General features: G+C 59.8%; 21 protein-coding genes. 7 read left to right on the top strand and 14 right to left on the bottom strand.

The window, feature by feature from the left end:
* Positions 1-60: 60 nt before the first annotated feature.
* From KVG87_RS20025 to yaaA, 9 genes are all read right to left on the bottom strand, one after another.
* Positions 61-1,185, bottom strand: coding sequence for a mannuronate-specific alginate lyase (locus KVG87_RS20025; RefSeq protein WP_016771602.1), 1,125 nt, complete (start codon positions 1,183-1,185; stop codon positions 61-63).
* A gap of 8 nt (positions 1,186-1,193) precedes the next feature.
* Entirely contained in the window at positions 1,194-2,660 is a 1,467-nt protein-coding gene (locus tag KVG87_RS20020) for an alginate O-acetyltransferase (RefSeq protein ID WP_217852245.1), read from the bottom strand.
* Positions 2,661-2,671: 11 nt separating this feature from the next.
* Entirely contained in the window at positions 2,672-4,243 is a 1,572-nt protein-coding gene (gene algG / locus KVG87_RS20015; protein WP_073473915.1) for a mannuronan 5-epimerase AlgG, read from the bottom strand.
* 26 nt (positions 4,244-4,269) lie between these two features.
* Positions 4,270-5,751 (bottom strand): alginate export family protein, encoded by a 1,482-nt coding sequence (locus KVG87_RS20010; RefSeq protein WP_076565962.1) that lies wholly within the window; start codon positions 5,749-5,751, stop codon positions 4,270-4,272.
* Positions 5,748-7,256, bottom strand: a complete 1,509-nt coding sequence (algK, locus tag KVG87_RS20005; protein ID WP_177318473.1) for an alginate biosynthesis TPR repeat lipoprotein AlgK — start codon at positions 7,254-7,256, stop codon at positions 5,748-5,750. Before algK ends, KVG87_RS20010 begins: the two co-directional genes overlap by 4 nt.
* 9 nt (positions 7,257-7,265) lie before the next feature.
* Positions 7,266-8,435 carry an alginate biosynthesis protein Alg44 gene (locus tag KVG87_RS20000; RefSeq protein WP_217852243.1) on the bottom strand — a complete coding sequence of 390 codons (1,170 nt, stop codon included), beginning with the start codon at positions 8,433-8,435 and terminating at the stop codon, positions 7,266-7,268.
* A 35-nt stretch (positions 8,436-8,470) separates the two neighbouring features.
* The gene (gene alg8, locus KVG87_RS19995) at positions 8,471-9,952 is read right to left on the bottom strand and encodes a mannuronan synthase (RefSeq protein WP_162098720.1); all 1,482 of its coding nucleotides are present in this window, start codon (positions 9,950-9,952) and stop codon (positions 8,471-8,473) included.
* A 99-nt stretch (positions 9,953-10,051) separates the two neighbouring features.
* The gene (locus KVG87_RS19990) at positions 10,052-11,368 is read right to left on the bottom strand and encodes a nucleotide sugar dehydrogenase (RefSeq protein ID WP_217852241.1); all 1,317 of its coding nucleotides are present in this window, start codon (positions 11,366-11,368) and stop codon (positions 10,052-10,054) included.
* Between the two features lie 809 nt (positions 11,369-12,177).
* On the bottom strand, positions 12,178-12,957 hold the full coding sequence (gene yaaA, locus KVG87_RS19985) for a peroxide stress protein YaaA (protein ID WP_217852238.1): 780 nt from the start codon (positions 12,955-12,957) through the stop codon (positions 12,178-12,180).
* A gap of 287 nt (positions 12,958-13,244) precedes the next feature.
* On the opposite strand from yaaA, the gene KVG87_RS19980 reads away from it, so the two are divergent.
* The 6 genes from KVG87_RS19980 to KVG87_RS19955 all read left to right on the top strand — a co-directional run bounded on the left by KVG87_RS19980 (position 13,245) and on the right by KVG87_RS19955 (position 18,514).
* Entirely contained in the window at positions 13,245-14,321 is a 1,077-nt protein-coding gene (locus tag KVG87_RS19980; RefSeq protein WP_437180904.1) for a polysaccharide deacetylase family protein, read from the top strand.
* Positions 14,322-14,659: 338 nt separating this feature from the next.
* A complete protein-coding gene (locus KVG87_RS19975; RefSeq protein ID WP_024011685.1) occupies positions 14,660-16,054 on the top strand; it encodes a PhoH family protein in 1,395 nt (464 codons plus the stop codon).
* A 240-nt stretch (positions 16,055-16,294) separates the two neighbouring features.
* On the top strand, positions 16,295-16,768 hold the full coding sequence (moaC, locus tag KVG87_RS19970) for a cyclic pyranopterin monophosphate synthase MoaC (RefSeq protein WP_217852234.1): 474 nt from the start codon (positions 16,295-16,297) through the stop codon (positions 16,766-16,768).
* Positions 16,765-17,019, top strand: a complete 255-nt coding sequence (locus KVG87_RS19965; RefSeq protein ID WP_041479493.1) for a MoaD/ThiS family protein — start codon at positions 16,765-16,767, stop codon at positions 17,017-17,019. Before moaC ends, KVG87_RS19965 begins: the two co-directional genes overlap by 4 nt.
* Before the next feature lie 2 nt (positions 17,020-17,021).
* Entirely contained in the window at positions 17,022-17,474 is a 453-nt protein-coding gene (gene moaE / locus KVG87_RS19960; RefSeq protein WP_016771590.1) for a molybdopterin synthase catalytic subunit MoaE, read from the top strand.
* Positions 17,475-17,737: 263 nt separating this feature from the next.
* The gene (locus tag KVG87_RS19955) at positions 17,738-18,514 is read left to right on the top strand and encodes an ABC transporter substrate-binding protein (RefSeq protein WP_217852232.1); all 777 of its coding nucleotides are present in this window, start codon (positions 17,738-17,740) and stop codon (positions 18,512-18,514) included.
* 123 nt (positions 18,515-18,637) lie between these two features.
* Here KVG87_RS19955 and KVG87_RS19950 read toward each other — a convergent pair whose 3' ends face one another.
* The 5 genes from KVG87_RS19950 to KVG87_RS19930 all read right to left on the bottom strand — a co-directional run bounded on the left by KVG87_RS19950 (position 18,638) and on the right by KVG87_RS19930 (position 23,919).
* Positions 18,638-19,264, bottom strand: a complete 627-nt coding sequence (locus KVG87_RS19950) for a helix-turn-helix transcriptional regulator (RefSeq protein WP_016771588.1) — start codon at positions 19,262-19,264, stop codon at positions 18,638-18,640.
* 84 nt (positions 19,265-19,348) lie between these two features.
* Positions 19,349-20,476, bottom strand: a complete 1,128-nt coding sequence (locus KVG87_RS19945; RefSeq protein ID WP_217852230.1) for an NAD(P)/FAD-dependent oxidoreductase — start codon at positions 20,474-20,476, stop codon at positions 19,349-19,351.
* 149 nt (positions 20,477-20,625) lie between these two features.
* The gene (locus tag KVG87_RS19940) at positions 20,626-21,570 is read right to left on the bottom strand and encodes an ornithine cyclodeaminase family protein (RefSeq protein ID WP_217852228.1); all 945 of its coding nucleotides are present in this window, start codon (positions 21,568-21,570) and stop codon (positions 20,626-20,628) included.
* A 117-nt stretch (positions 21,571-21,687) separates the two neighbouring features.
* Positions 21,688-23,166 carry an ATP-dependent RNA helicase RhlB gene (gene rhlB, locus KVG87_RS19935; protein ID WP_217852225.1) on the bottom strand — a complete coding sequence of 493 codons (1,479 nt, stop codon included), beginning with the start codon at positions 23,164-23,166 and terminating at the stop codon, positions 21,688-21,690.
* 96 nt (positions 23,167-23,262) lie between these two features.
* On the bottom strand, positions 23,263-23,919 hold the full coding sequence (locus KVG87_RS19930) for an alpha/beta hydrolase (RefSeq protein WP_217852223.1): 657 nt from the start codon (positions 23,917-23,919) through the stop codon (positions 23,263-23,265).
* A gap of 468 nt (positions 23,920-24,387) precedes the next feature.
* On the opposite strand from KVG87_RS19930, the gene KVG87_RS19925 reads away from it, so the two are divergent.
* Positions 24,388-25,419, top strand: a complete 1,032-nt coding sequence (locus KVG87_RS19925) for an amino acid ABC transporter substrate-binding protein (protein ID WP_016771583.1) — start codon at positions 24,388-24,390, stop codon at positions 25,417-25,419.
* The last annotated feature ends 16 nt before the right edge of the window (positions 25,420-25,435 follow it).

Below are 25,435 nucleotides of genomic sequence, written 5' to 3'. Positions count from 1 at the left end.
ATTCTGAATGTCAGACCGCATTCGCGAGCAGGCTCGCTCCCACAGGTTTTGCGTCTGGCCTTACGAACCCTTGTTGCCCTTTTCATGCGACGGGTCGTAGACCTTGGTCAGGTCGCCGCCAAGACGGAAAGTCTTGAACGGTTGCATGTCGCGCTTCTTCTCGATCACATCCGGCGCACAGGTGTAGAGCGTGCAGAACGGTTCGAGCCAGGCGAATTTCATGTCCTCTTTCAGGTCGGTCATGTCCTGCTTTTTGCCGTTCTTTTCTTCGAACTCGTCAGGGTCCTTGACGCCGGCCAACACGCGGTCACCCAGACGCTTCAGTGCGCCATTGTTTTCCTGACGCAGATCGACACCATTGACCTGGGCGAAACTGGCGATCATCGCCAGCGGCGGCAGGGCGTAGTTGTGATAGGCGAGGGCGCGTTGCTGGCGCTTGAGTTCGTTGGGCAGGAAGCCATCGGCATCGACTTGATTGACGCCGACCTTGTATTCCTTGACGGCCCAGTCGAACAGGTCGCGGCGGTTGGTGGCGACGGCGGTGGCCATCACCGACCAGGCGGCCCAGTACGAGTGGTTGTTGGTTTTTTCCAGCGGCAGGTTGTCCCAGTCGCTGACCACCTGATCAGCCATTTTGCTGAACCAGGCTTCGATCAACTGCGCTTCCTGCTGGTGCTGAGCCAGTGGGTGCGAATCGGAGAACTTCAGGCGAATGTACGACGAGGCCATGCTGCCCAGCGCCCATTTGCGCATCGACTTGCCGGTGTGGTTGAAGTCTTTGGACATCAACGCGTCAGCCTTGGCCCACGCGGTCAGCCAGTCGAGCGTGCATTCGAGCTGCTCCGGGCGACCGTCGCGCATGAACTGCATGACGCGTTTGGCGGTGCCGCGCTCCAGCGTGGTGATGTCTTTGGTGGTGTCGCGAAAGGCTTTTTCCGACTGCACGTTCAGCGTCGCGCGGGCCTTGTCCGAACCTTCGTATTTGCTGCGAAATTGCAGCGGACCGGTGTATGGCGCCGGCATCGCGTCGCAGCCGTCGCTCTTGTCGCCGGTCTTGAATTTATCCACCGGGGCGAAGTAGCCCTGCGGCGGACGCAATGGCGCGGCGGCCTGAGTTGCCCCGGCGAACATCGCCAGGCTCAGGAGTGTCGGTGCCAACAGGTTTTTCAGTTTCGGATTTCGCATAGCAGACCTCATTGCCCGAGCTGCGCGGTCTGTTGACCGACGCCCGGGAATACGTTGCGTTTGCAGATTTTCGCTTCGACTTTTTGTGGCGTGGCGCCAGGTCCGGCTTCAGGACCCTGGACTTCAACGGCCAGCAGGTTTTGCGAGGCCCAGTCTTCGTCCGTGCGCAGCTCAAAGGCGAAACGACCGTCGGTGTCGGAGGTTTCCGGTTTCTCGATCTTGATGTCCTCGTGGCGACCGTTCATGTACCAGAGGGTGGCTTGCAGGGTTTTCACCGAGGTGTCGGCGAAGCGGATGTCGACCTGATGGTTGGCGTTTTGCAGGTTCAGGTTCTTGCTGTTGACCAGCAGTTCTTGCTTGCTGCCCGGCTTCAGCGTGGCACTGGCGGACATCTGCGTGTCTTTGCCTTCGCAACCGTTGTCGAGCAGCGCCATCATCTGGCGATAGATGGTTTCCTGATCGAGGCGATACAGCGGCGAGAATTCCCAGATGAGAATCTTCGGCGGGGTCTTCTGGAATTCTTCGCTGCCCAGGTATTGCAGCATCGAACCTTCGAAACCGCCGCCGGGGAAGGCCACGTTGAGGATGTCGGCGCCGATGGCTTCTTCGAGGAAACCGGCGAAGTTGTAGTTCTTGCCGCTGTGCGATGTACCGACCAGAGTGATCTGCGGATTGCCGGAATCGCCGAACAGATCGCCGTCACCGGCCTCGCCTTTCGGCTCGGTGGTGAACTGGTCCATGTACTGGATCGCATAGCTGGTGCCGCACAGTTGCCCGGCCATGTTGTGCAGAGTGCCGGTCTTGCCCATGCGCCCGGAGCGCTTGGTCTCGAATTCACGCTTGGGAATGTCGGCGAAGGCCGGGATCTGCTTGACCTTTTCGGCGACGATTTTTGCCGTGCGCTGGGCACCGTAAGGTGTCCAGTGCTGGTCGCCACGGAAGTAGAAATCGTGGGCGGGCAGGGTGTCCGGCAGCGATTCGTTGGTCAGTGGCGACAGGTCAGGCACCACGTAGCCCATCTTGGCGAAACGGCCGAGCATGGTCTTGTAGTTGCCCAGCGCTTTCTCGTAATCGAACGCGGCTTTTTCCTGCGGGTTGAGCTTGTTGCGGTTCACCAGGCCACGGGTCGGCTGGTAAACGATCACCAACTCGACGCCTTTACTCTTGAACGCATCGTGCAACTGTTGCAGGCGCTTGTAGCCGGCCGGCGTGGTGTTGAACTCGGTGCGCAGGTCTTCCTGGGTACGGAACAGCCAGTCGCCCTGGGCCTGTACCAAGGTGGTGAAGTTCTGCTGATAACGCGTGGTGTAGTTCTTCGCGTCATGGGCAGCCGGGCACAGGTTGCAGCACGGCTCGGCGGTGAACTTCGGTGGCGTGACGCTTGCGCCGTCAGCGTCGGCGCGAGCGTTGCCGGCAGCGAGAATGCCGAGGGTCAGGGCCGAGAGGCTGAGCAGTTTGATCATGTGTGGGTGCATAAAAATTATCCTCAGTCCTGCAATTCGGTCTGGCGTTCGACAGGGTCGATCAGCACGGCTTTCTGCTGGCGCACCAACAGATCGAGAATTTCATCCTGGCGCTCGCCGAGGATGCCGTTGAAGCTGATCCCGCTGGACTTGGTCGGCGCCAGCATCGACACGCGATACAGCTCGACACTCAGCGGCGAGTCGATCGACAGCGGGCCGCTGCCATTGGCCGCCAGCTCGCCGCCGACGACGATCAGCGAGACCTGCGCGTCGAACGGGTCGAGCTTGATGTCACGGTCGGTGTCGGTCAGGTCCTTGATGTGGCCGTAGATACCGGTCAGGCCGTTGGTCATGGCAACGTTTTCGTAGAGGCGGATGTTCACGCTGTTACGAATACGAATGCCGTGACGGGTATTGCTGATGACCTTGTTGCCCCACAGCAGGTTGTCGGCGGACTCGTAGAGCGTGATGCCGTCGGTGTGGTTCTTGTAGATCTCGTTGTAGGCAATGATGTTGTTGACGCTGTTACGGTCGATCACCAGGCCCGACAACTTGTTGTCGAAACTCTTGTTGTTGAAGATGAAGCTGTCGTTGACCTCACGGGAAATAATGATCCCGTGCTTCTTCTTCGTGCCGTGAACGGTGTTCTCGGCAATGATCAGACGGTGCGAGCGGTCATGCGGGTCGATGCCGTAGACGATGTTGTCTTTGTAGGTGTTGCCCTTGACCACAAAGTCGCTGGTTTCGTAGCAGTAGAAGCCGTACCACATGTCCGAGAACTCGGAGCCGACGATCCAGCCGGTCGGTTCCGGGCGCTTGAGGACTTTGGCCATGTTCGGCGTGTACTGGGAAATACTCACCCCGTACGACTTACTGTTGGCGTAACCGAAACTGGCCATCTTGCTGTTGACGATGTAGGTCTCGGTGCCGCCCCAGGAGAGCAGGAACGGACGGAATTCCTTCGGCGAACGGAAGGTTGCCGGGCCGTTGTCCTTCTCGCGCCAGCCGGTGACTTTGGTGTCACGCACGAACAGTTTGCCGTCATTGACCAGGAACGAACCGGCCTCTTGGGACAGGCGCAGTTCCTGGGTCTGACCGTCGATTTCGAGGATGCCTTTCTCGCCGACCACGATCGGCAATTTGGCCAGGTACACGCCCGGGGACGTCTCGCTGAAATACTGCTTGGGCAGTTTTTTCGCCAGATCCTTGAGGTTCATGTAGCCGTCGTCGATGAAGATCGCCTGCGGGATGCCGTGCTGACGCACCACCCATTCGGCCATCTTGTTATCGCCGCCGATGAAGTCCTTCAGGGCGTTTTCCTGCATCATCCGGCGCACGCTGATCTTGCCCGGCTTGCTGCGCACGATCTTCGCCGCAGCGGCTTCGGCGGTGAAGCCGGACAGGTCGGGCAGTGTCGGCTTGGCCAGTTTCAGTGCGTCGGTCGGCGCGCTGCTGACGGTGTAGGTCTTGGCCTGTTGCAGTTCTTTGGCCACGGTCGCAGGTTTCGCCGGTTCAACATTGGCGAAGGCGCCGGCGCTGGCCAGCAGCATCGCGCCGGCCAGCAGGCTGAGTGAGCCTGTTCTGGTGCTGATCATGTCGGGCACTCCCTTGGCGGTTTGCATCAGAAGCGCCAGATCACGTCAATGAATGCGCGGTGCATGTAGGAATCAACCTGGCTGCCGTAGGCATCGCCCGGTTTGAACACACCGCCACGGAAACGCACCAGTGCCGAAGGCTCGTCGATCGACTGGCTCAACGCCGCCGGCAACAGGCCCTGCTTGAAGTACTTGGTGACGACCAGGTCCATTTCCTGACCCAGGTCCTTGTTGCCATCTTCAAGCGGCAAGGATGTGCTGGAGAGGATTGCGCCGGTGACGTCGTCGGTGTTGTTTTCCACCGCGTTGATGCCGTTGCTGCCGACCGGCTTGTTGCCGTCGACACGCCAGAACTTGTGGTAGATCAGGCTGGCGTCGTACTCGTCGTTGACCATCCACGAACCGAACAGGGTGGCGGTCTGCATGTTGTTCATTTCGCCACGGAACGCTTCGCCGAAACGGTGCACGCGCGAGCGGGTACCGGTGTAGTTGGAGCGGTTGCTCTCCAGACCGTTCTGTTCGTAATCAGCGCTCGCGCGGGCGTATGCACCGCCGACTTGCCACTGCGGATCGAGGCGCAGACGTACGCCGACGTCGGCTGCCCAGCCGCTGATGTCATCGCTGCGCTTGGCTTGTGTCGGGCGTGTGCCATCGGCGTTCAGCGCGTTGACCGTGTCGCGGTCGCCGCTCATGCCGGTGATGCTGCCCCAGTAGTTGACGGTGTTGGTGTTGCGCCAGTTGTAGGCGTCGCTGTCGGCAGTCAGGCCGATCCAGCTGATGTCGCCGTTCTCGGTCTTGTCCAGCGAATCGCGCGGGACGCCCGGCTCGGCGTAATCGAGTTTGCCGTCATCGTGAGTGTGGTGGCCGCGAATGCCGACCCACTGCCCCGGCGTCCACTGATAAGCAGCGTCGGCGTAGGCGTGCAGGCGATCCTTGTCTTTCGGCGCCAACTCTTTCAAGTCGGTGCGGTATTCGCTGAAACGCTCGGCAACACCGGCATTGGCGCGCAGCAGTGTGGTATCGAAGGTCCAGTTCAGCGCTTCGATGTTGGTGTCGCGCCATTGGCCGTCGTCATTGCGCAGGCGCTGACGACCGAACTTCAGAATCTCGCCAGGGTAGGGCGTGAAGCCGCTGTAGCCGACCCAGAACTCGCGCATCGCCAGGTAGTTTTTCTTGGTTTCGCGATCGCCGCTGTCGGTGGCCTGTTCGCCGTCCGATTGCTGCAGGGTGTCGGTCTCGATGATATCGGTCGAGGTCACCGCCTGACCCATCGCATAGGCGCTCCACGCGCCGCTTTCGCCGTAGATCCACGGACGCAGGTCGAGGCCCACGCCATTGACGTCGCCGCCGCCGGCAGTGCCGAGGTCACGGTCGTCTTCGGACTGGCCGGTGAGTTTCACTTCCAGACCGAAGTTCTTGGTTTCAGTCATCGCAGCCAGTGTCGGGCAAGACCAGAGCAGCGCGAAGGTGAGGCCAATACCGGCCTTCACGAATGGGTTCAGCTTCATAGTTTTTCCTCGCCGTCTTCTTCTTGCAGGGCGTGCAGTTGCAGCGTGTTCGAGTTCAGGGCGCCACGGCTGGCCTGTTCCTGTTGCAACAGGCGGCGGGCTTCGGGCAGGCGCTCGGGCGGCAATTGCGCCTCGAGGGTCGCTGCCAGTTCATCGGCTTGCGGGGTGTTCTGGGCCTTGGCCAGTTGGCTGAACACGTAAGCGTTCAGCGGGTCGGGCTTGGTGCCCTTGCCTTGCGAGAACAACTGGGCGATGGCGAAGTCGGCACTGTTCTGGCCGTTGCGCGCAGCGGTCAGCAGGTGGTCCAGAGCCTTCTGCGGATAGACCTTGCCCAGGTAGCCACGACGGTAGATCTGGCCGAGGTAGTAGTCGGCGGCCACTTCGCGGCCGACGGCTTTCTGGAAGTGTTCTTCGGCGACTTTCGCGTCGGCCGGGACCATTTTGCCTTCGTAGTAGACCTTGCCCAGCAACAGTTCGGCGCGCGGCTGGTCGGCGGCGCGACCGTTGTCCAGGTACTTCATCATCTGGTCGACGTCGCCCAGTTCGGGGAAGTCGTAAAGCAATTGCGCGAGGGTGACCCACGACGCCGGGTAGCCCGGAGCGATCGGCTCGAGTAGCGCCTGCGCGGTTTTTTCGTCGGTCTTGCCCAGGGTCGAATCGGCCAGCACGCGGGCCACGGAATCGACACGCTGCGCGGTGACGGTGCCACGGCTGTAACCGGCCTGCATCTGCTTGATCAGCTCGGCCTGTTGCTCCGGCTGGCCACGTTTCTGGTAAACGGTGGCGAGTTCGACGTAGCAGATGTCGGTGGTGTTGAGCGCGGCCTTGCAGATTTTTTCCACGTCATCCAGGTGCTGGTCGTAGGTGCCTTGGGTGCGATACAGCAGCACCTGCGCCAGACCGGCTTCCGGGTAACCGGATTTGCGCCACTGATCGATCTGCTGCTGGGCGTTGATGTTCGGGAAGCTGTGCGGGTATTGCAGATACAGCATCGCCAGCGGGATCAACGTGTTGCCTTCGCCATTGGCGGCGGCTTTTTTCAGCAGGGTTTCGGCTTCGTGGTGCTCGGCTTCGGTCGAACCCGGCTTGGCCACCAGCAGACGACCGAGACGTGCCTGGGCACGCGGCGACACGCTGGCCGCTGCGCGGTAAGTCGCCTCGGCCTGTTTCATCTGCGCCGGGTCGCGGCTGTCGACCTGGATATCGGCCAGGCCGACTTGCGCCTCGCTGTAACCCAGATCGGCCAGTTGCTGGTAATTCTGCGCAGCGGTGGCGGTGTCGCCACGCTTGAGCGCTTCGTTGGCCAGACGCTGATCGGGCAGCCCGGCGCAACCGGCCAGAGAAACTGCCAGTGCCAGCGAGCACACCATCAATCCCATGTGGGAGCGAGCCTGCTCGCGAAGCAGTCGACTCGGTACTTCAGACAAACCGCGCTGGCCCTTTCGCGAGCAGGCTCGCTCCCACAGGGTCGGCGGTGTGTTCAAGTTATGCGTAGTCACAGGCATGTCCTCGACTTAAAGACCGGCAGCCATGGCTTTGTCGATCAGCCAGTTCAGGTTCGGGCCACGGTCGCTGTTCACTTCAACCGGGCGGCCGGCCAGGCTGCTGTCGAGCGGCTCGTCAGGCTGGATCTGTACGCGGATGTCGGAGGACAGGTCGGCGCTCTTCAGGCTCGTGCTGCTGACGATCTTGCCGGTGCGGGTCTTGTCTTCGCCGGCGATCTGGAAGCTCACCGGAGTGCCCGGACGCACGTCGCCGAACTGGCGATAGGAGAAGCGTGCTTCAACGTTGGCCTGGGTGTTGCGCGGCACCAGTTGGAAGATCACGTCGCCCTTGCTCGCGTACTGACCGTCAGCCACCAGTTGCTGGGCCACGGTGCAATCGCACGGCGAGGTCAGGGTGCCGGTCATTTGCTTGCCGAACAGTTCTTCAACCTTGGCCGGGGCCAGTTGGTCTTCGGCCAGATGGCCCTTGAGTACGTCGAGCATGCTGGTGCTGAAGGTCGCCAGTGGTGCGCCTTTGGCGGCAACGCCGTCGGACTTGACCAGGCTTTGTACGGTGCCGTCGCGCGGCATAGTGATGTTCATCCCCGGCACGCTGACCAGACCGGCCTGCGCGTGGCTGACGAAGTACATGCCGTACACCGACTTGAAGATGAAACCGGCAGCGACCAGGCCAACGGCGAAAATACCGGCGCTGAAGGTCACGGCTTTCAGGCGGCCGAACGGGGTCATGCCGGTGTCGTTGGTCTTGTTCTTGCGCGCCTTGGTGAAGTTGTCGCGCTGCAGGGTCGCCAGCACTTCGCCGATGCTGACGATGTCGCCGGCCAGGTGCGAAGTGATCAGATGGCGCAGGGTGGAAATGTCCTGCGGCTCGAGGTTCTGGAACTGGCAGCCGGCGCGGCCGGTGGCGCGGTCAATGGAACGCACCTGCAGTTCAACGTCCATGGCCAGGCCGAGGTTGTCGATGACAAATTGCAGACGCGCCTTGTACACCTCGCCGATGGTCAGCGGCATCTGCCCGGCGTTGAACGCCAGACCGCCAGCCGACAGATCGAGGACCCGCGCTTCGAGCGGAGTCCGGTCAGGGCCGAAGAAACGCAGTTTGGCCGGGATTTTCACGCGAGCGTGCTGGCGCTGGGCTTCGGATTCATGCACTACGTTGACGTTGACGGCGGTATTCATAGGGGCGATTTCCTTGTTAATTCAATAGGAGCGGGTCAGACCATCATCAGCAGCACGGCGACAAAAATGCTGCCGGCGGAGAAGGTCATGGTCCGAGACGACCAGGTGTTGAACCAACGTTGAAAGCTGGCGAGATCACGGGTCAGGGATGTGGGCTGGCGAGTCCAGGATTGTTGGTCGAGGCGGAAGAACACGTAGATCTTCACCAGGGCGCCAACGATCTGGTTGTAATACAGAATCGCCGGGTAAGCAGGGCCGATGCGGTGACCGGAACACGACAGCAACAGCGTCAGGATCAGGCGGGTGATACCGATCCACAGCAGGTACACGAGGATGAACGCGGTGCCGTACTTGAAGCTGGCAATCAGTGCGACGGTCAGGCCGAGCAGCGAAGTCCACATCGACACGCGCTGGTCGAACAGCACCACCGAGGTGAACGCGCCGAGGCGGCGGATACCCAGACCCAGTGCACGCGAGTTCTGGCGCAGGTTGTTGCCGTACCAGCGGAACATCAGCTTGCGGCTGGCCTTGATGAAGCTCTTTTCCGGCGGATGTTCAACGGTGTTGATCGCGGCATCCGGCACGTAGAAGGTGTCGTAACCCAGGCGCATCAGGCTGAACCAGCTCGACTTGTCGTCGCCGGTCAGGAACTTGAAGCGGCCCAGACGCCAGTGTTGCAGCGAGTCGCTTTCAACGTCGGCGATGAATTCCGGATTGGTCACCACGGAGGCTTTGAAAACCGACATCCGACCGGTCATGGTCAGTACGCGCTTGGACAGGGCCATCGAGCACATGTTGATGTGGCGCTGGGCGAAACGCAGCTTGTGCCATTCGCTCATGATGTAGCCACCGCGCACTTCGCAGAACTCGTTGGTGGTCAGGCCGCCGACATTGCCGAACAGCTGGAACCACGGCACGGTCTTGCGCACGACGCCTTCGCCGAGCACGGTGTCGCCGTCGATCACGGCCACCACGGCACGGTCGTCCGGCAGGTGACGGGAGATCGCGCGGAAACCGAAGGCCAGACCATCGCGCTTGCCGGTGCCGGGGATGCGCACGAAGTCGAGCTTGACCCGCTCCGGCGGATTCATCCGCGCCCACAGCGCCTTGACCAGCAGTTCGTCGGACATTTCCACGATCGAGCAGACAATGGTGGTCGGCAGTTCGCAGTCGATGGCTTCGCGGATCACCGAGCTGTAGACCTGCGCGGTTGTCAGCGCGTCAATACGAAAGCTGGTGACCATCAGAAACACATGCGACGGATCGGCCGCTTTACCCAGCTTGCGTACTTTGCGACGCAGGTGCGGGTAAACGATGTAGAGAAAAATCATGCCGCGCACAAAGTGCGTTGCACCCATCGAGTAGCGCCAGATACCCACGGCGCCAATCAGGAAAATGAAGTCCTTCGACTCGGAGTCGAATGTGGACGTGGGCAGCATCAAGGCCAGGCCCATCAGCAGACTGAGATAAAAAAGCCAGCCGGCTGATTGCAGAAAAAAATGTTTGAGCTTGGTCATAACCGTCATCCGAAGGTAAGGGAAGCTGCAAGTTGCAAGCTTCAAGCTGCAAGCCAATCGCGTTGACTTGCAGCTCGACGCTTGTCGCTTGGGGCTGCGTTACCAGCAAATGCCTTCGGTGCGGCTACCGGCGCTGGTGGCCTTGGACATGAAGCCCACCAGGTCGATGACTTGCTTGCCCTGCGGCGCTTCCTGGGCCAGCGAACGGAATTTCTCGTCGCGGTTGCCGAGGATGATCACGTCGGAGTTATCGATCACCGAGTCGAAGTCGGAGTTGAGCAGGGACGATACGTGCGGAATCTTCGATTCGATGTAGTCCTTGTTCGCACCGTGGACACGGGCGTATTCGACGTTGCTGTCGTAGATGCTCAGGTCGTAACCCTTGCCGATCAGCATTTCCGCCAGTTCGACCAGCGGGCTTTCGCGCAGGTCGTCGGTGCCGGCCTTGAAGCTCAGACCGAGCAGGGCGACTTTGCGTTTTTCATGGCTTTCAACGATGTCGAAAGCGTTCTGCACTTGCGATTCGTTACTGCGCATCAGCGAGTTGAGCAGCGGCGCTTCGACGTCCAGGGAACCGGCGCGGTAGGTCAGGGCACGCACGTCTTTGGGCAGGCACGAACCGCCGAAGGCGAAGCCCGGGCGCATGTAGTACTGGGACAGGTTCAGGGTCTTGTCCTGGCAGACTACGTCCATCACTTCACGGCCATCGACGCCGACGGCTTTGGCGATGTTGCCGATCTCGTTGGCGAAGGTCACTTTGGTCGCGTGCCAGACGTTGCAGGTGTACTTGATCATCTCGGCAACGGCGATGTCCTTGCGGATGATCGGTGCGTCGAGTTCTTCGTACAGCGATTGCAGAACGTCGCCCGACGCGGTATCGAACTCGCCGATGACGGTCATCGGTGGGTGATCGTAGTCGGCAATGGCGGTGGATTCGCGGAGGAATTCCGGGTTGACCGCTACGCCAAAATCGACGCCAGCCTTCTTGCCCGAGCAGTCTTCCAGAATCGGGATGACCACGTTGGCCACGGTGCCTGGCAACACGGTGCTGCGCACGACGATGGTGTGACGGGTGGTTTTTTCACGCAGGACAAAACCGATCTCGCGGCACACGGCCTCGATGTAGTTCAGTTCCAGGTCGCCGTTCTTTTTGCTCGGCGTGCCGACGCAGATCATCGACAGGTCGGTATCACGAATCGCCTCGGCGAAGTTGGTCGTGCCGCGCAGACGACCGGTCTGGATACCCTGCTGCAGCAGTTCGCCCAGGCCTGGTTCTACAATCGGCGATTTGCCGGCGTTAATCATGTCGATCTTGTCTTTGGCAACATCGACGCCAACTACGTCATGGCCCCGTGCAGACAGGCAACCGGCACATACTGCGCCAACGTAACCCAAACCAAATATGCTGATGCGCATCGCAATTACCTCTGTATATATCAGGCCTTAGAAGGCCGGAGTTAATGGTGTTCAGCGGTCACTAGTGCACTCGGAAGTGCGGCTTACAGGCGCCACAATGCCGTGTGCAGGCATACAAAGTTCCGAGTGTCTAATAAGTGCACTCAAGATGTGCGCAACTAGGCCTTGTTGTTATGACTTGCCCTGTTATGCAGCCGATCTTCCGTGCGGGAAGACTCTAGTGCAGTCGTGTAGCCTGCTCGACGTCCGGTAGGGAGCCGGTAAATCAAGCAGTTAGGTGCTCAGGCGAGCACGTTTATAGGGGCGCGGCCTTGGCCTTTGTAGGGGATATTAATGGTGCGTATCTCCTGTCCTTCGATTGTTTTGAGACTAGTTAGTCACTCAGGCAAGTTGCTGTGACAACTTGGTTACATGGCTATCAGCTCTGCGTAAGTTATCTCGTACAAACTCGGCGAGAATCGTTACCGGTGGTATGAGCAACGCATTTGGACATAGTTCCAGCCCGCTCATCGTGCCAGTCGAAATTTTTTGAAATATTGATGAAGATGGCACTGGGTGCAAATTGATAGCACTAACGATTTCGCCCTTTAGTTATCGGGGCGAAACCGGGGCCGATAGTTTTGTGCCACTACGGGTAAAAAATTTAGGTGCCACTACTGAAAAAAAACTTCAGTGTCGAGTGAAACTAAAATTAGAAAATAGAGTGTGGTTTTATTGGCGCCATGAATTTGGCGATATGCGGCGGGGGAATTTTGACTTCGGGCGGACTGCACGACTCTTGAGAAAAAGAGTCGTGCAAAGGGCATGCTTTATTCCGGGGCGTGGTCGCGCAAAAACACCAGATTGTCAGGTTTCGATTGTTCGGCGCTGTAGCGATAACCCTGTACATCGAATTGCTTGAGCTGAGCCGGGTCGTTGATGCGTTCCTGGATCACAAAACGGCTCATCAGGCCGCGCGCTTTTTTCGCGTAGAAACTGATGATCTTGTACTGGCCGTTCTTCTGATCCTTGAACTCGGTGTTGATGATCCGCGCCTTCAACGCGCTGCGCCTGACCGCAGAAAAGTATTCGTTGGATGCAAGATTGAGCAGTACGTCATCGCCTTGCTCGGCCAGCGCTTCGTTCAGCCACTCGCTGATGCGCGTACCCCAGAACGCATACAGATCCTTGCCACGGCCGTTGGCCAGTTTGGTGCCCATTTCCAAGCGATAGGGTTGCATCAGGTCCAGCGGTCGCAGCAGGCCATAAAGGCCGGAGAGCATGCGCAAGTGCTTTTGCGCGTAATCGAATTGCGCTTCGCTGAAGGACTGCGCATCCAGACCGGTGTACACATCGCCCTTGAAGGCGAGCAGCGCCTGCTTGGCGTTTTCCGGGGTGAAGGCGGGTGTCCAACTGCCGAAACGCGCGGCGTTGAGGCCACCGATCTTGTCGGACACGTGCATCAACTCGCTGATCTGCGCCGGACTCAGCTCGCGCAACTGCTGGATCAATTCCTGGGAATGGTCGAGGTACTGCGGCTGGGTGAAGCGCTGGGTCGCCGGCGGTGTTTCGTAGTCGAGGGTCTTGGCGGGGGAAATCACCATCAGCATGAAGTCGTCTCCTTTAATCGTGGGGGCGATTCTAGGGGGTTGTCCGGGTTGACTCCAGCTATCAAGCCCATAGGTGATCGACGGCTTAACTCAGACCCCTTGTGGGAGCGAGCCTGCTCGCGAAAGTGGATTCACATGATCGTTACCACGCAGAGCGTGGGAACGATCATCCGTGGCTGAGGGGGAACAGGACAGGATCAGCTATAGTGCCGCGCGGGTTTTGTTATGGAGACATCCCTTTGCGCATTGTTCTTTTATTCACCGCGTGGCTGCTGAGCTTCGGCGCCATGGCGGCGCCCGGCGATGCGGCGACGCTGGATCGCACGACCTGGCCGGAGCAGCTCAGCAATCCGACCCTGTTCGACGTCGCGTCGCGGGCGGAAATCCTCATGTTCGCTCGCGGCCTGCTCGGCACCGAGTCCATCGACGAGGCGGCACTGGCCCAGCGCCTGGGCCTGCGCACGGTCAATATCGATGCGGTCAATCAGCTGCGCCAGCGTCTCTGGCAGCGCTTGCTCGCCAACTACAACCACGCCCAGCAAAGCTGCGATCAGGACGCCTCGTTCTGCTTCCTCGTCGAAGACCTGCCGACCCTGCGCGAGCAGGCGGCCAAGTTCGTGGTCAGCGACGACAGCTATTACACCAAGTGGGCCGAGCCGAGCCGGATCTTCCATTTGCAGTACCTCGACGAGCTGATGCGCAAGGCCGCGCTGTCGCCGCAAACCAGTAACGAATTCGATCGTTTTGGCGACTACGAGCGCAACGGCGACGACATGCATGATCGGCTTTTTATGCTGACGTTCGACAGCGCCGCGAACGTGCAACCGGACAACACCGACTGGCTGACCGAATACCTGCGCAAGTCCAATCTGAACGGAACGTTCTTTGTTCTGGGCAAGGATATTCAGGCGCGACTCACCGGCCGTTCGGTCAGCAGCCTGCAGGCGAGTTTCTCCCGGCAGTGCGTTGGCGTGCAGGGCTGGGAGTTCCGCTCCCACAGCCATTGGCAGGACTGGCAGGATTCGGTGCGGCGCAGCGCCGATCTGGTGAAGAACAAGCTGCCGGAAAACTACGTGCCGCTGTTCCGTCCGCCGGATGGCCAGCGCCGCAGTGACGCACAAGGTTTCTTCAACAGCCAGGGCCTGCAAGTAGCGCTATGGGACATCGATGCCCAAGACGGTGCCGGCAAGCTCAAGGGGCCGGCGAGCGCGCAGCGAGTGCTGACCCTGATGCTGCTGTGGCGGCACGGGGTGATCAATTTCAACATGAAACAGGATGCGGTGAAGACGTCCCTGCCGTGGCTGATCACCCAGACTGCGCAGAGCGGCATCGGTTGGGAAGACTGTCAGGACGCGTTTCGTTGAGAAACGACAAAAAGCCCGGAAACATTGGGCTTGGGGTGATTTTCAGAAGGGATTCGATGCAGGCGGACTTCCGACTTTAGCGGGGTACGGGGAGTCCGCCAAGGGCTTTTCGTCACTCTGCAAAATAAACTTAAAAAAACCGTCAAAGTGCTTTTTTATGTCATCGGTTTTGGAGTATTACGAAGACAGACCGCCGAAACCTGCAACACAGGTGGCGTCTTCCCAGACTCCTATTGTGTGCAGTTCATCCAGGCCCTCGTGGATGAATTCGGCAGTCACCTCGAGGCGCAGCACTGTCACGGTATTGCGTCGAATGGCTCCCACAAAGGTGACCGAGTATGGATGATCACGGACGCAGCCCTTCCTCCAACCAGCCAATCCTGTATGTACTCGATACCAACGTATTGATTCACGATCCAAATGCCCTGCTCAATTTCGAAGAACACCACGTCGCCATCCCGATGACCGTGCTGGAAGAGCTGGACAAGCTCAAGAGCGGCCATCACAGCGTGGCCGCCGAATGCCGTCAGGCGATCCGCCTGATCGACAAGACCCTGGGCGATGCGTCCCCTGAGGACGTCGAACTGGGTGTGCCGATCCAGCGCGGCAAGGGCGGGCCGAAAGGCTTGCTGTCAATTCTGATGAGCAAGCAGGCCGAGTCGAACCTGATTCTGCCCGAGCACCTGAACGACAACAAAATCATCAACCAACTGATTGATCTGCACACCCGCGATCCGCAGAAACCGGTGGTGCTGGTCACCAAAGACATCAACATGCGCCTCAAGGCGCGCGCCTGTGGCATCGACGCCGAGGACTACAGCACCGACCAGTTGGTCGATGACGTGTCCCTGCTGCCCAACGGCTACCACAACATGACCGGCTCCTTCTGGGACCGCGTGAGCAAGGTCGAAACCCGTCAGGACCACGGCCGCACCTGGCATCAGGTGCAACTGATCGACAACCTGCCGGCCGTGCACATCAACGAATTCATCATTGACGAGCAGGGCTTTGTCGGCTGGATCAAGGAAATCCAGGAAGACCGCCTGCTGATCCTCGACCTGCACCAGGAACCGCTGCTTCATCAGGAGGCGTGGGGCCTGAAGCCGCGCGACATCTATCAGAGTCTGGCCCTGTATGCGCTGCTTGACCCGGACATTCATCTGGTCAACCTGTCCGGCGCCGCCGGTTCCGGTAAAACCATTCTGGCGCTGGCCGCTGCGATCGAGCAGACCATGGTCAGCAAACGTTATCGCCGCATCATCGCCACCCGCAGCGTGCAGGGTCTGGACCAGGAAATCGGCTTCCTGCCCGGCACCGAAGCGGAGAAAATGGAGCCTTGGCTGGGCGCCATCACCGACAACCTCGAAGCCTTGCACATGGATGACGAAAACACCCATGGCAGCGTCGACTACATCCTCAGCAAAGTGCCGTTGCAGTTCAAATCGCTCAACTATATTCGTGGTCGCAGCTTCCAGCAGAGCCTGATCCTGATCGACGAGTGCCAGAACCTCACGCCGCACCAGATGAAAACCATCATCACCCGTGCCGGCGCCGGTTCCAAAGTGGTGTGCCTGGGCAACCTGGCGCAGATCGACACCCCTTACCTGTCCGCGACCAGCTCCGGGCTGACCTACCTGACCGAACGCTTCAAGGATTTCCCCAACGGTGTGCACATCACCCTGCAAGGGGTGCCTCGCTCGATCCTGGCCGAATACGCCGAATCGCATTTGTAACCTTTCACCCAGAACCGGGCGGCCCTTAAAGCCGCCCGGTTTTTTTATGTATAAATGCATATCTCCTGTGGGAGCGAGCCTGCTCGCGAATGCGGTGTATCAGTCGACATCTATAGTGAATCTGAATCCGCTTTCGCGAGCAGGCTCGCTCCCACAGGGGGCAACGGTGATTTCATAATCAGTGATGCGGATATCTGACCCACAGGTTTACAATCCACGCTCCTGATCAGGAGTAATCCCGTGCTGACTCATCTCGATTCCCAAGGTCGCGCCAACATGGTCGACGTCACTGAAAAAGCCGTGACGTTCCGTGAAGCGACGGCTCAAGCGCTAGTGCGCATGCTCCCTGAAACCCTGCAGATGATCGTCAGCGGCGGCCACCCCAAGGGCGATGTGTTCGCCGTGGCGCGCATTGCCGGAATTCAGGCGGCGAAGAAGACCAGCGATCTGATTCCCCTGTGCCACCCGCTGATGCTGACTGGCGTCAAAGTCGAACTCAGCGCCGAGGGTGGGGACAGCGTGCGTATCGTCGCGCGCTGCAAGTTGTCCGGGCAGACCGGTGTCGAGATGGAAGCGCTGACCGCCGCCAGTGTCGCTGCCCTGACCATTTACGACATGTGCAAAGCCGTCGACCGGGGCATGACCATCGAAAGCGTGCGTCTGCTGGAGAAAGTCGGCGGCAAGAGCGGCCACTTCCAGGCGGAGCAGCCATGAAACTGACGGTGAAATTTTTTGCCCGCTACCGTGAAGCGCTGGGCGTGGATTCGGTTGCGGTTGAAGGCGATTTCGCCACCGTCGATGACGTTCGGGCGCATGTGCTTGAAATGCAGGCGCAACGTGATGGCGCCGAAGTGCTGAGCGAGCAGAACCTGATGTGCGCACGCAACGAAGACCTCTGCCAGCTCGACGAGCCAGTTGTCGATGGTGATGAAGTGGCGTTTTTCCCCACCGTGACCGGAGGCTGAACATGGCGATTCGCGTGCAGGCCACGCCGTTCGATCCGGGCGCTGAAGTCAATGCGATGCACGCGGCCAATGTCGGTGTGGGCGCGGTGGTGAGCTTTGTCGGTTATGTGCGCGACTTCAACGACGGGCTCGACGTGGCCGGGATGTTCCTCGAACACTATCCGGGCATGACCGAAAAGGCTCTCGGCAAGATCGCTGTCGAAGCCGAGCAGCGCTGGCCGCTGTTGAAACTGGAAGTGCTGCACCGCATCGGCGCGCTGGAGCCGGGCGAACCGATCGTCTTCGTCGGCGCCGCCAGCGCCCACCGCCAGGCCGCGTTCGATGCCTGCGCCTTCGTCATGGACTACCTGAAAACCCGCGCGCCGTTCTGGAAAAAAGAGAACACCAGTGACGGCCCGCGTTGGGTCGAAGGGCGCGACAGTGATCATGCGGCTGCGGATCGCTGGAAGAAGTAGTTTCTGTAGCGCCCTCCGGTCAGTCTTCGCGAGCAGGCTCGCTCCCACAATTGGAAAGCGTTCCCCTGTGGGAGCGAGCCTGCTCGCGAAGGCGTCATCTGTGACACCGAAAATCCTTCCCTCTCTACCCGATTGACGATTTGTACCTGAGAGTCCAGTATGGATTTCCAAGTACAAAAAAAGCTTCTGTCTTGCAGCTATCAGCTTGCCGCTTGTAGCTGCTCTTCTTCGCCAAACCAACAACAACCCGCGAGAGAACGAACATGAAGAAACTTCCCCTCATCACCGGTCTGGCGCTCAGTCTGCTGGCCTGTGCCAGCACCTTTGCCGCCGAGAAAACCTTGCGCATCGGCATCGAAGCGGCCTACCCGCCATTCGCGTCGAAAACCGACAAAGGTGAAATCGTCGGTTTCGACTACGACATCGGCAACGCCCTGTGTGCGCAGATGAAGGTCAAGTGCGTGTGGGTTGAAGGTGAGTTCGACGGGCTGATTCCTTCGCTGAAAGTGAAGAAGATCGACATGGCGCTGTCGTCGATGACCATCAACGAAGATCGCAAGAAGTCGGTGGATTTCAGCCACAAGTATTACTTCACTTCTTCGCGTCTGGTGATGAAGGAAGGCGCTACGGTCGATGATCAGTACGCCAGCCTCAAAGGCAAGAACGTCGGCGTGCAGCGCGCGACCACCACCGATCGTTATGCCACCGAGGTGTTCGAACCCAAGGGCATCAACGTCAAGCGCTACAGCAACAACGAAGAAATCTACATGGACCTGGCGGCGGGGCGCCTCGATGCGATTTTCGCCGACACCATCCCGCTCAATGACTTTCTGTCGATGCCGCGTGGCAAGGGTTACGCGTTTGTCGGGCCGGAGCTGAAGGATCCGAAGTACGTCGGCGAAGGTGCGGGTATTGCCGTGCGCAAGGGCAATGCTGAGCTGGTCAGCCAGTTGAACAGCGCCATCGACGGGATTCGCGCGAATGGCGAATATCAGAAGATTTCCGAGAAGTATTTCAAGACCGATATCTACGGCGACTGACAGTCCGTTATCGCTGGCAAGCCAGCTCCCACAGGTTCAGCGGTCGCCATAAATTTTGTGTGTGACGCAATTACTGTGGGAGCTGGCTTGCCAGCGATGGGGCCGGACGAGTCACCGCAGAATTCAGCCCTTCAATTCCTTCAAATGCTTGTACACCGTCGCCCGTCCCATGTTCAGCACATTGGCCACGTAGTTCGAGGCGCTCTTGCCCTTGAACGCGCCCTCGGCGTGCAGCGCCAGCACCAGTTCGCGTTTGTGATCGCGGGTCAGCAGGTTCAGGCTCAACTGCCGCTCGCGCAACCAGGCGTGGAGGAAGGTGTTGATGCGTTCCTGCCAGTCATCACGGAACAGCGAGTCCGGCTGCGGAATCAGCTTGCTCGGCGAGAGAAACAGGTCCAGCGCCGCTTTGGCGTTCTCGAAAAGGGAAATATTCAGATTTATGCATAGCACCGCCAGCGGCCGACTTTCGCTGTCACGCAGCACGGTGCTCAGGCTGCGAATTTTCTGACCGTCCCAGTTGAGCTTTTCGTACGGGCCGATGTTCCTGTCGCTGACATCCTCGCTGAGCATGTCTTCCAGTGACGAGTCGTCGCCGATCTCGCGCTTGGACAGGTTGTTGGCGATGTAGTCGACCTTCTGCGTGCGCAGGTCGTGCAGCACCACCTCGGCATGGGGAAAGAACAGCGTGGCGATGGCGTCGGCGATGGCGCGGAAGTTATCCAGCGCCGGGTCGAATTCGGGGGCAGTCATGACAGTGGAGCTCCAGGCAGCGTCAGCGCCCCTTGTGCCGGGGCGCTGCGAGTGTGCCGCAATCTTTTCGACGAGTCGATGCGATCAAGCCAGTCGGGCCGGGGAGAGCATGGCGCTGTCCAGGCCGAATTGATGCAGGTGCTCGGGGAATGGCTCGCCGCGCACCAGCGCCGCACTGGCCTGGCCCATCGCCGGCGACGTCTGAATGCCGTAACCGCCCTGCGCGGCGACCCAGAACAGCCCTGGCACCTGCGGATCAAAGCCGCTGAGCAAATCACCGTCGGCAACGAAACTGCGCAGACCGGCCCAGGTGCGGGTCGGACGGCGGATGGTCAGCGTGGTGGCTTCTTCGATCTGATAGATGCCCATGGCGATGTCGAGTTCTTCCGGCTGCACATCGTGTGGTTCGACCGGATCGGCGTTAGCCGGCGAGCCGAGGAACATGCCGGCGTCGGGCTTCATGTAGAAGGATTCGTCGAGGCTGACCAGCATTGGCCAATGATGAGTGTCCACGCCTTCCGGGCCGGCAAAGATAAATGCGGCGCGGCGTTTCGCTTGCAGCCCCAGCGGCTGCGCACCGGCCAAGGCAGCGACCTTGTCGGCCCAGGCACCGGCGGCGTTGATGAGCACTGGTGCGGTGAATGTCTCGCCGTTGGTCTGCACGATCCACAGGCCATCGGCATCGCGGCTCAAGCCGAGCACTTCGCAATCTGTGCGCACTTCGCCGTGGTTGCGCCGGACGCCGCGCAGGTAGCCTTGATGCAGCGCGTCGGTGTCGATGTCGCAGGCCGATGGGTCGTAGATCGCGCCGTGGACTTTTTCCCGGCGCAGGATCGGCAGACGCGCGCAGGCTTCGTCGGCGCTGAGCAGTTGCATCTGCGGCACGGTGGCTTTGGCGCTGAGGTATTGATTGTTCAGTTCGGCGGGATCACCGATGAAGTCGACGGTCATCTCGCCGCGTGGGGTCAGCAGCGGGTGCTCGCAAAAGCCGCTTGGAGGACTGTCGAAAAACGCGCGGCTGGCCTGAGTCAGTGCGCGGACCTGTGCGGTGCCGTAGGCGGCGGTGTACAGCGCGGCGGAGCGACCGGTGGAGTGATAGCCGGGATGGGTTTCACGCTCGAGCATGATCACTTTGCCGTGCGGCGCCAGCCAGAACCCGGTGGAAGCGCCGGCAATCCCGCCGCCGATGATGATGAAATCTGCGTGGCTCATGTAGGTCTCCAGTGGGTACGCAATATCAAGGCGTTCGCTAGTCCCTTGTGGGAGCGAGCCTGCTCGCGAAGCGGTGTATCAGTCGACATCTTCGCTGAATGTCAGACCGCATTCGCGAGCAGGCTCGCTCCCATAGGGGATTGTTGGCGTTAGTGGGTTAAGTGATAAACCGCATTGGCGAGGGCAATGTCTTCCAGGCCCAAGCCGATTGAACGGAAGAACACGTGACGGTCGTAACCCGGGCGCTGCACTTTTTCGCTGAGCAAGTCGGCGAGGTCGCCGACAATCGAATCCTTGCTCCAGCCATGCTGTTCCGCGGCAATCAACATCTCACCCGCCGACCCGGGCGTGGTCAGACGATAGTCGCAGAACACCTGCATGTCGTTAAGGCTTTGCGGCGGTACTTCATGGGCGCGGGGGGCGTTGGTGCTGATCGAGGTGATCAGCGCCGGTTTGCTTAACGTTGCAGGATCGATCACCGGCCCGGCCGACGAGGTGCAGAGCATGATCACGTCAGCATCGGCGATGGCGGTCTCGCGGCTGTCGGCAATCTTCAGTGACGGCGCGATGGACTTCAACACAGCCTGTGTTTGCGCATCTTCCAGCAGCGACGGCGAATACAGGCTGATGCTTTGCCAGTCGCGCAACGCTTTCACATAGTGCAGATGCGCCTGAGCGATCTTGCCGCTGCCGATGATCGCCAGTCGCTTGGCATTCAGCGGCGCGAGAGCGTCAACCGCCACTGCCGTGGTCGCGGCGGTGCGCGCCGTGGTCAGCTCGCCCGCATCGCAAAGCAGCAGCGGCTGGCCGGTTTTCATCGACATCAACAATGTCCACGCCGTCACCAGCGCACCCTGCTCACGAACGATGTACGGCGAAGTCTTCACTCCGTACACGCCGTCTTCGGCCAGCACGCCCAGATAATTGATGAAGTCGCCAGCGCCCTTGGGGAATTCCACCAGTTGCTGCGCAGGTTGCACGGCATTGCCTGCTGCGAGGTCGCGGAACAGCTTGCGCAGGATTTGCGGAACATCGATACGCGCCAATACCTCATGGGCCTGGGCTTGATCGATCACATAAGGCGTACTGGACATTTCGCGCTCCGAAACTAAACTTATTTTTCCATTATGGACTTTTAGTTCTGGCGAGCAACCATCGGGCATAAAAAAAGCGCAGTCCGTTGCCGGCTGCGCTTTTTCATTTCCTGGCGCTTACTGCGGTCGCTTGCGCTCAACCGCTCGCAGCAGATGCGTCGGCGGGGTTTCGCAGCTGATCTTGCGACCAAGCTTTTCTTCGATCGACGGCAACTGGTAGGAGTCGTCCTCGCCGGCAAAGCTGATCGACACACCGTCAGCGCCGGCGCGACCGGTACGGCCGATGCGGTGTACGTAGTCGTCCGGCACTTCCGGCAGGGTGAAGTTGATCACGTGGCTGATGCCGTCGATGTGGATGCCGCGACCGGCGACATCGGTGGCCACCAGCACGCGAATCTTGCCTTCGCGAAAGCCTTCCAGAGTCTTGATGCGCTTGTGCTGCGGCACGTCGCCGGACAGCTGCGCGGCGTTGATGCCGTCACGCACCAGGCGTTCTTCGATGCGGCGTACTTCGTCCTTGCGGTTGGCAAACACGATGACTCGCTCCCAACCGTTATCGTTGACCAGGTTGTAGAGCAGCTTGTATTTGTCGGCAGCGGCCACGGCGTAGATGTGCTGCTCGACGTTCTCGTTGGCGACGTTGGTGATTTCGATTTCGACAATCGCCGGATCGGTAGTCCACTGCTTGGCGAGGTTCATCACGTCTTCGGTGAAGGTCGCGGAGAACAGCAATGTCTGGCGTTCGGACTTCGGCGGGGTCTGGCGAATGATCTGCCGTACCTGCGGGATGAAACCCATGTCGAGCATGCGGTCGGCTTCGTCCAGGACCATCACTTCGACCATGTCCAGGTGCACGTCGCCGCGCTGGTTGAAGTCGAGCAAGCGGCCCGGCGTAGCGACGAGGATGTCGCAATGCCGCGCTTCGAGGTGCTTGAGCTGTTTGTCGAAATCCATACCGCCGACGAACGTCATGACGTTGAGGCCGGTGTACTTGGTCAGGTCAGCGGCGTCCTTGGCGATCTGCACCACCAGTTCGCGGGTCGGCGCAATGATCAGCGCACGCGGCTCGCCCATATAGCGCTCTTTCGGCGGCGGCGTCTGCAGCAACTGGGTGATGATCGAGATCAGGAACGCGGCGGTCTTGCCGGTGCCGGTCTGCGCGCGGCCAATGGCGTCTTTGCCGGCGAGGGTGAAGCCCAGCACCTGCGCCTGGATCGGCGTGCAGTAAGGAAAGCCCAGATCCTGAATGGCGTGCATCAGTTCCGGGGCAAGCTTGAAATCGTGAAAGCGGGTTTTGCCTTCCTGCGGCTCGACGACGAAGTCTTCGAGTTTCCATGGAATGACCGGTGCCTTGGGCTTCGGTTCGCGACGCGGTCTGGCCGGTTTCGGCGCTTCGCTGGATGCAGGCTCTACTGCCATTGGCGCGGCCGCAGCGGGTTTTTCTTCGGGCTTCGGTGCGGCTACGGGAGCGGGGCGGTCGGCCTGCGGGGCATCGGCGCGATGACCGAGGGCGTGCGACGGCGCACTGGGAACTGGCGCGAGCTGCTCAGCCTCGCTTTTACCGAACATTTTCTTGAGTGCTTTGAGCACGGTCATCTCATCAATTGGTTAAGGAATGTACGCCGGCCAGTGTAATGCAAGAATCGGGCGCGGCGTAGTAGGAGGGATCAATGGGCAGGGATTGGTCGACAATCAGCGCAGTCGGTCGCTCAACCAGACACCAATGTCGCGGATCTCTTCAGGTAACACTTCGTGCTCCATTGGGTATTCCTGCCATGTCACGGTGACACCATGCTTCTTCAGATGCTCGTAAGCACTGCGGCCCATCGAGTTCTGCACCACGTTATCGAACTGGCCGTGCAGCGAGAGCACCGGAATGCGCTGCTGACTGGCGGATAACTCCAGTTCGTCGCTGAATGTCGGTGCGTAAGTCGACAACGCCAGCACCCCACCCAACGGCCCCTGCCATTTCAGAAATGCGGTGTGCAGCACCACCGCGCCGCCTTGGGAAAACCCGGCGAGAAAAATCCGCGAGGCGTCTATTCCGCTGGCGCGCTCGTTTTCGATCAGTTCGATGATGCGCTCTGCCGAGGCTTCCAGCTGGTCACGGTCGATCGCTCTGGCCGGGCTCATGGCCTTGATGTCGTACCAGCTGGGCATGGCATATCCGCCATTTATCGTCACTGGACACGTCGGCGCCTGCGGCAGCACAAAGCGTGTGCTCAACAGACTTTCCTGCAGCGCCTCGGCCACTGGCAGGAAGTCGTAACGGTCGGCGCCGAGGCCGTGCAGCCAGATCACGCAGGCGTCTGCGGGCTTAACAGGCTGAAGAATCAAGGGCTCGGTCATGTCTGCTCCAAAAATGTGCGGGCGCTCTCATTGAGTGCGTGATTGAAGTGCGCGCCCGGTTGATCCGTTAACAAGATGTCGCAAGGTTACAAGTTTAGCTATTGACGTGTCGCGTAATCACTTTCGCAAGCGGTGTGGTACGGCGTTTGCTATGGAGGTTTGCGTACGAAGCGTCCTACGCGTGGCGGTAACACTATCAGTGTCAGTCGCGTGATGGGATAGCAACGAATCCGGTGATGGATGTTCGCCAATGGCCGCTACGGGCTTAGCGAACGTGAAAGGGCTACAGCCCGTTCGGCCGATTGGTGAGAAGTGAGTGATCCATGATGTGGATTTTCTCCTACTAGACTCATAGCGAAGGTCTTACGTCGGTTGACCCTAAAAAAAGCCAACACGGGTCAACAACGCCTCAAAAGGGTGCGACTGGACTCAAGCTCCGACACAACAAGAGCAAAACTGGAGGTTTGAATGAAGATGTTGAAATCCACTCTGGCGGTCGTGACTGCTGCAGCAGTACTAGGCGTCAGCGGGTTCGCTCAGGCGGGTGCAACCCTGGATGCGGTACAGAAAAAAGGTTTCGTGCAGTGTGGCGTGAGCGACGGTCTGCCGGGCTTCTCGGTACCGGATGCGACCGGCAAGATCCTCGGCATCGACGCCGACGTCTGCCGCGCTGTGGCCGCAGCCGTTTTCGGCGACGCCAACAAGGTCAAGTTCAGCCAGTTGAACGCCAAGGAGCGCTTCACCGCGCTGCAGTCCGGCGAGATCGACATCCTGTCGCGCAACACCACCATGACCAGCTCCCGTGACGCGGGCATGGGCCTGAAATTCCCGGGCTTCATCACCTACTACGACGGCATCGGCTTCCTTGTGAACAACAAGCTGGGCGTGAAAAGTGCCAAAGAGCTCGACGGCGCGACCATCTGCATCCAAGCCGGTACCACCACCGAACTGAACGTTTCCGACTACTTCCGTGGCAACGGTCTGAAATACACCCCGATCACCTTCGACACCTCCGATGAAAGCGCCAAGTCGCTGGAATCCGGCCGTTGCGACGTGCTGACCTCCGACAAGTCCCAGCTGTTCGCCCAGCGCAGCAAGCTGGCCTCGCCGAAGGACTACGTGGTGCTGCCGGAAACCATTTCCAAAGAACCACTGGGCCCGGTCGTGCGTAACGGCGACGACGAGTGGCTGGCGATCGTGCGTTGGGTCGGCTACGCGCTGCTCAATGCCGAAGAAGCCGGCATCACTTCGAAGAACGTCGAAGCTGAAGCCAAGTCCACCAAGAACCCGGACGTGGCCCGTATGCTCGGTGCTGACGGCGAATACGGCAAAGACCTGAAACTGCCGAAAGACTGGGTTGTGCAGATCGTCAAGCAAGTCGGCAACTACGGCGAAATATTCGAGAAAAACCTCGGCAAGAGCACTCCGCTGGAAATCGACCGTGGCCTGAACGCCCTGTGGAACAACGGCGGCATTCAGTACGCACCACCAGTGCGCTAATGGTTCTATCGCCCGG

This window comes from Pseudomonas siliginis (assembly GCF_019145195.1).
Classification (GTDB): Bacteria; Pseudomonadota; Gammaproteobacteria; order Pseudomonadales; family Pseudomonadaceae; genus Aquipseudomonas; species Aquipseudomonas siliginis.
Note: the sequence above shows the minus strand (reverse complement) of the source record. Positions and strands in the feature narration are given on the sequence as shown.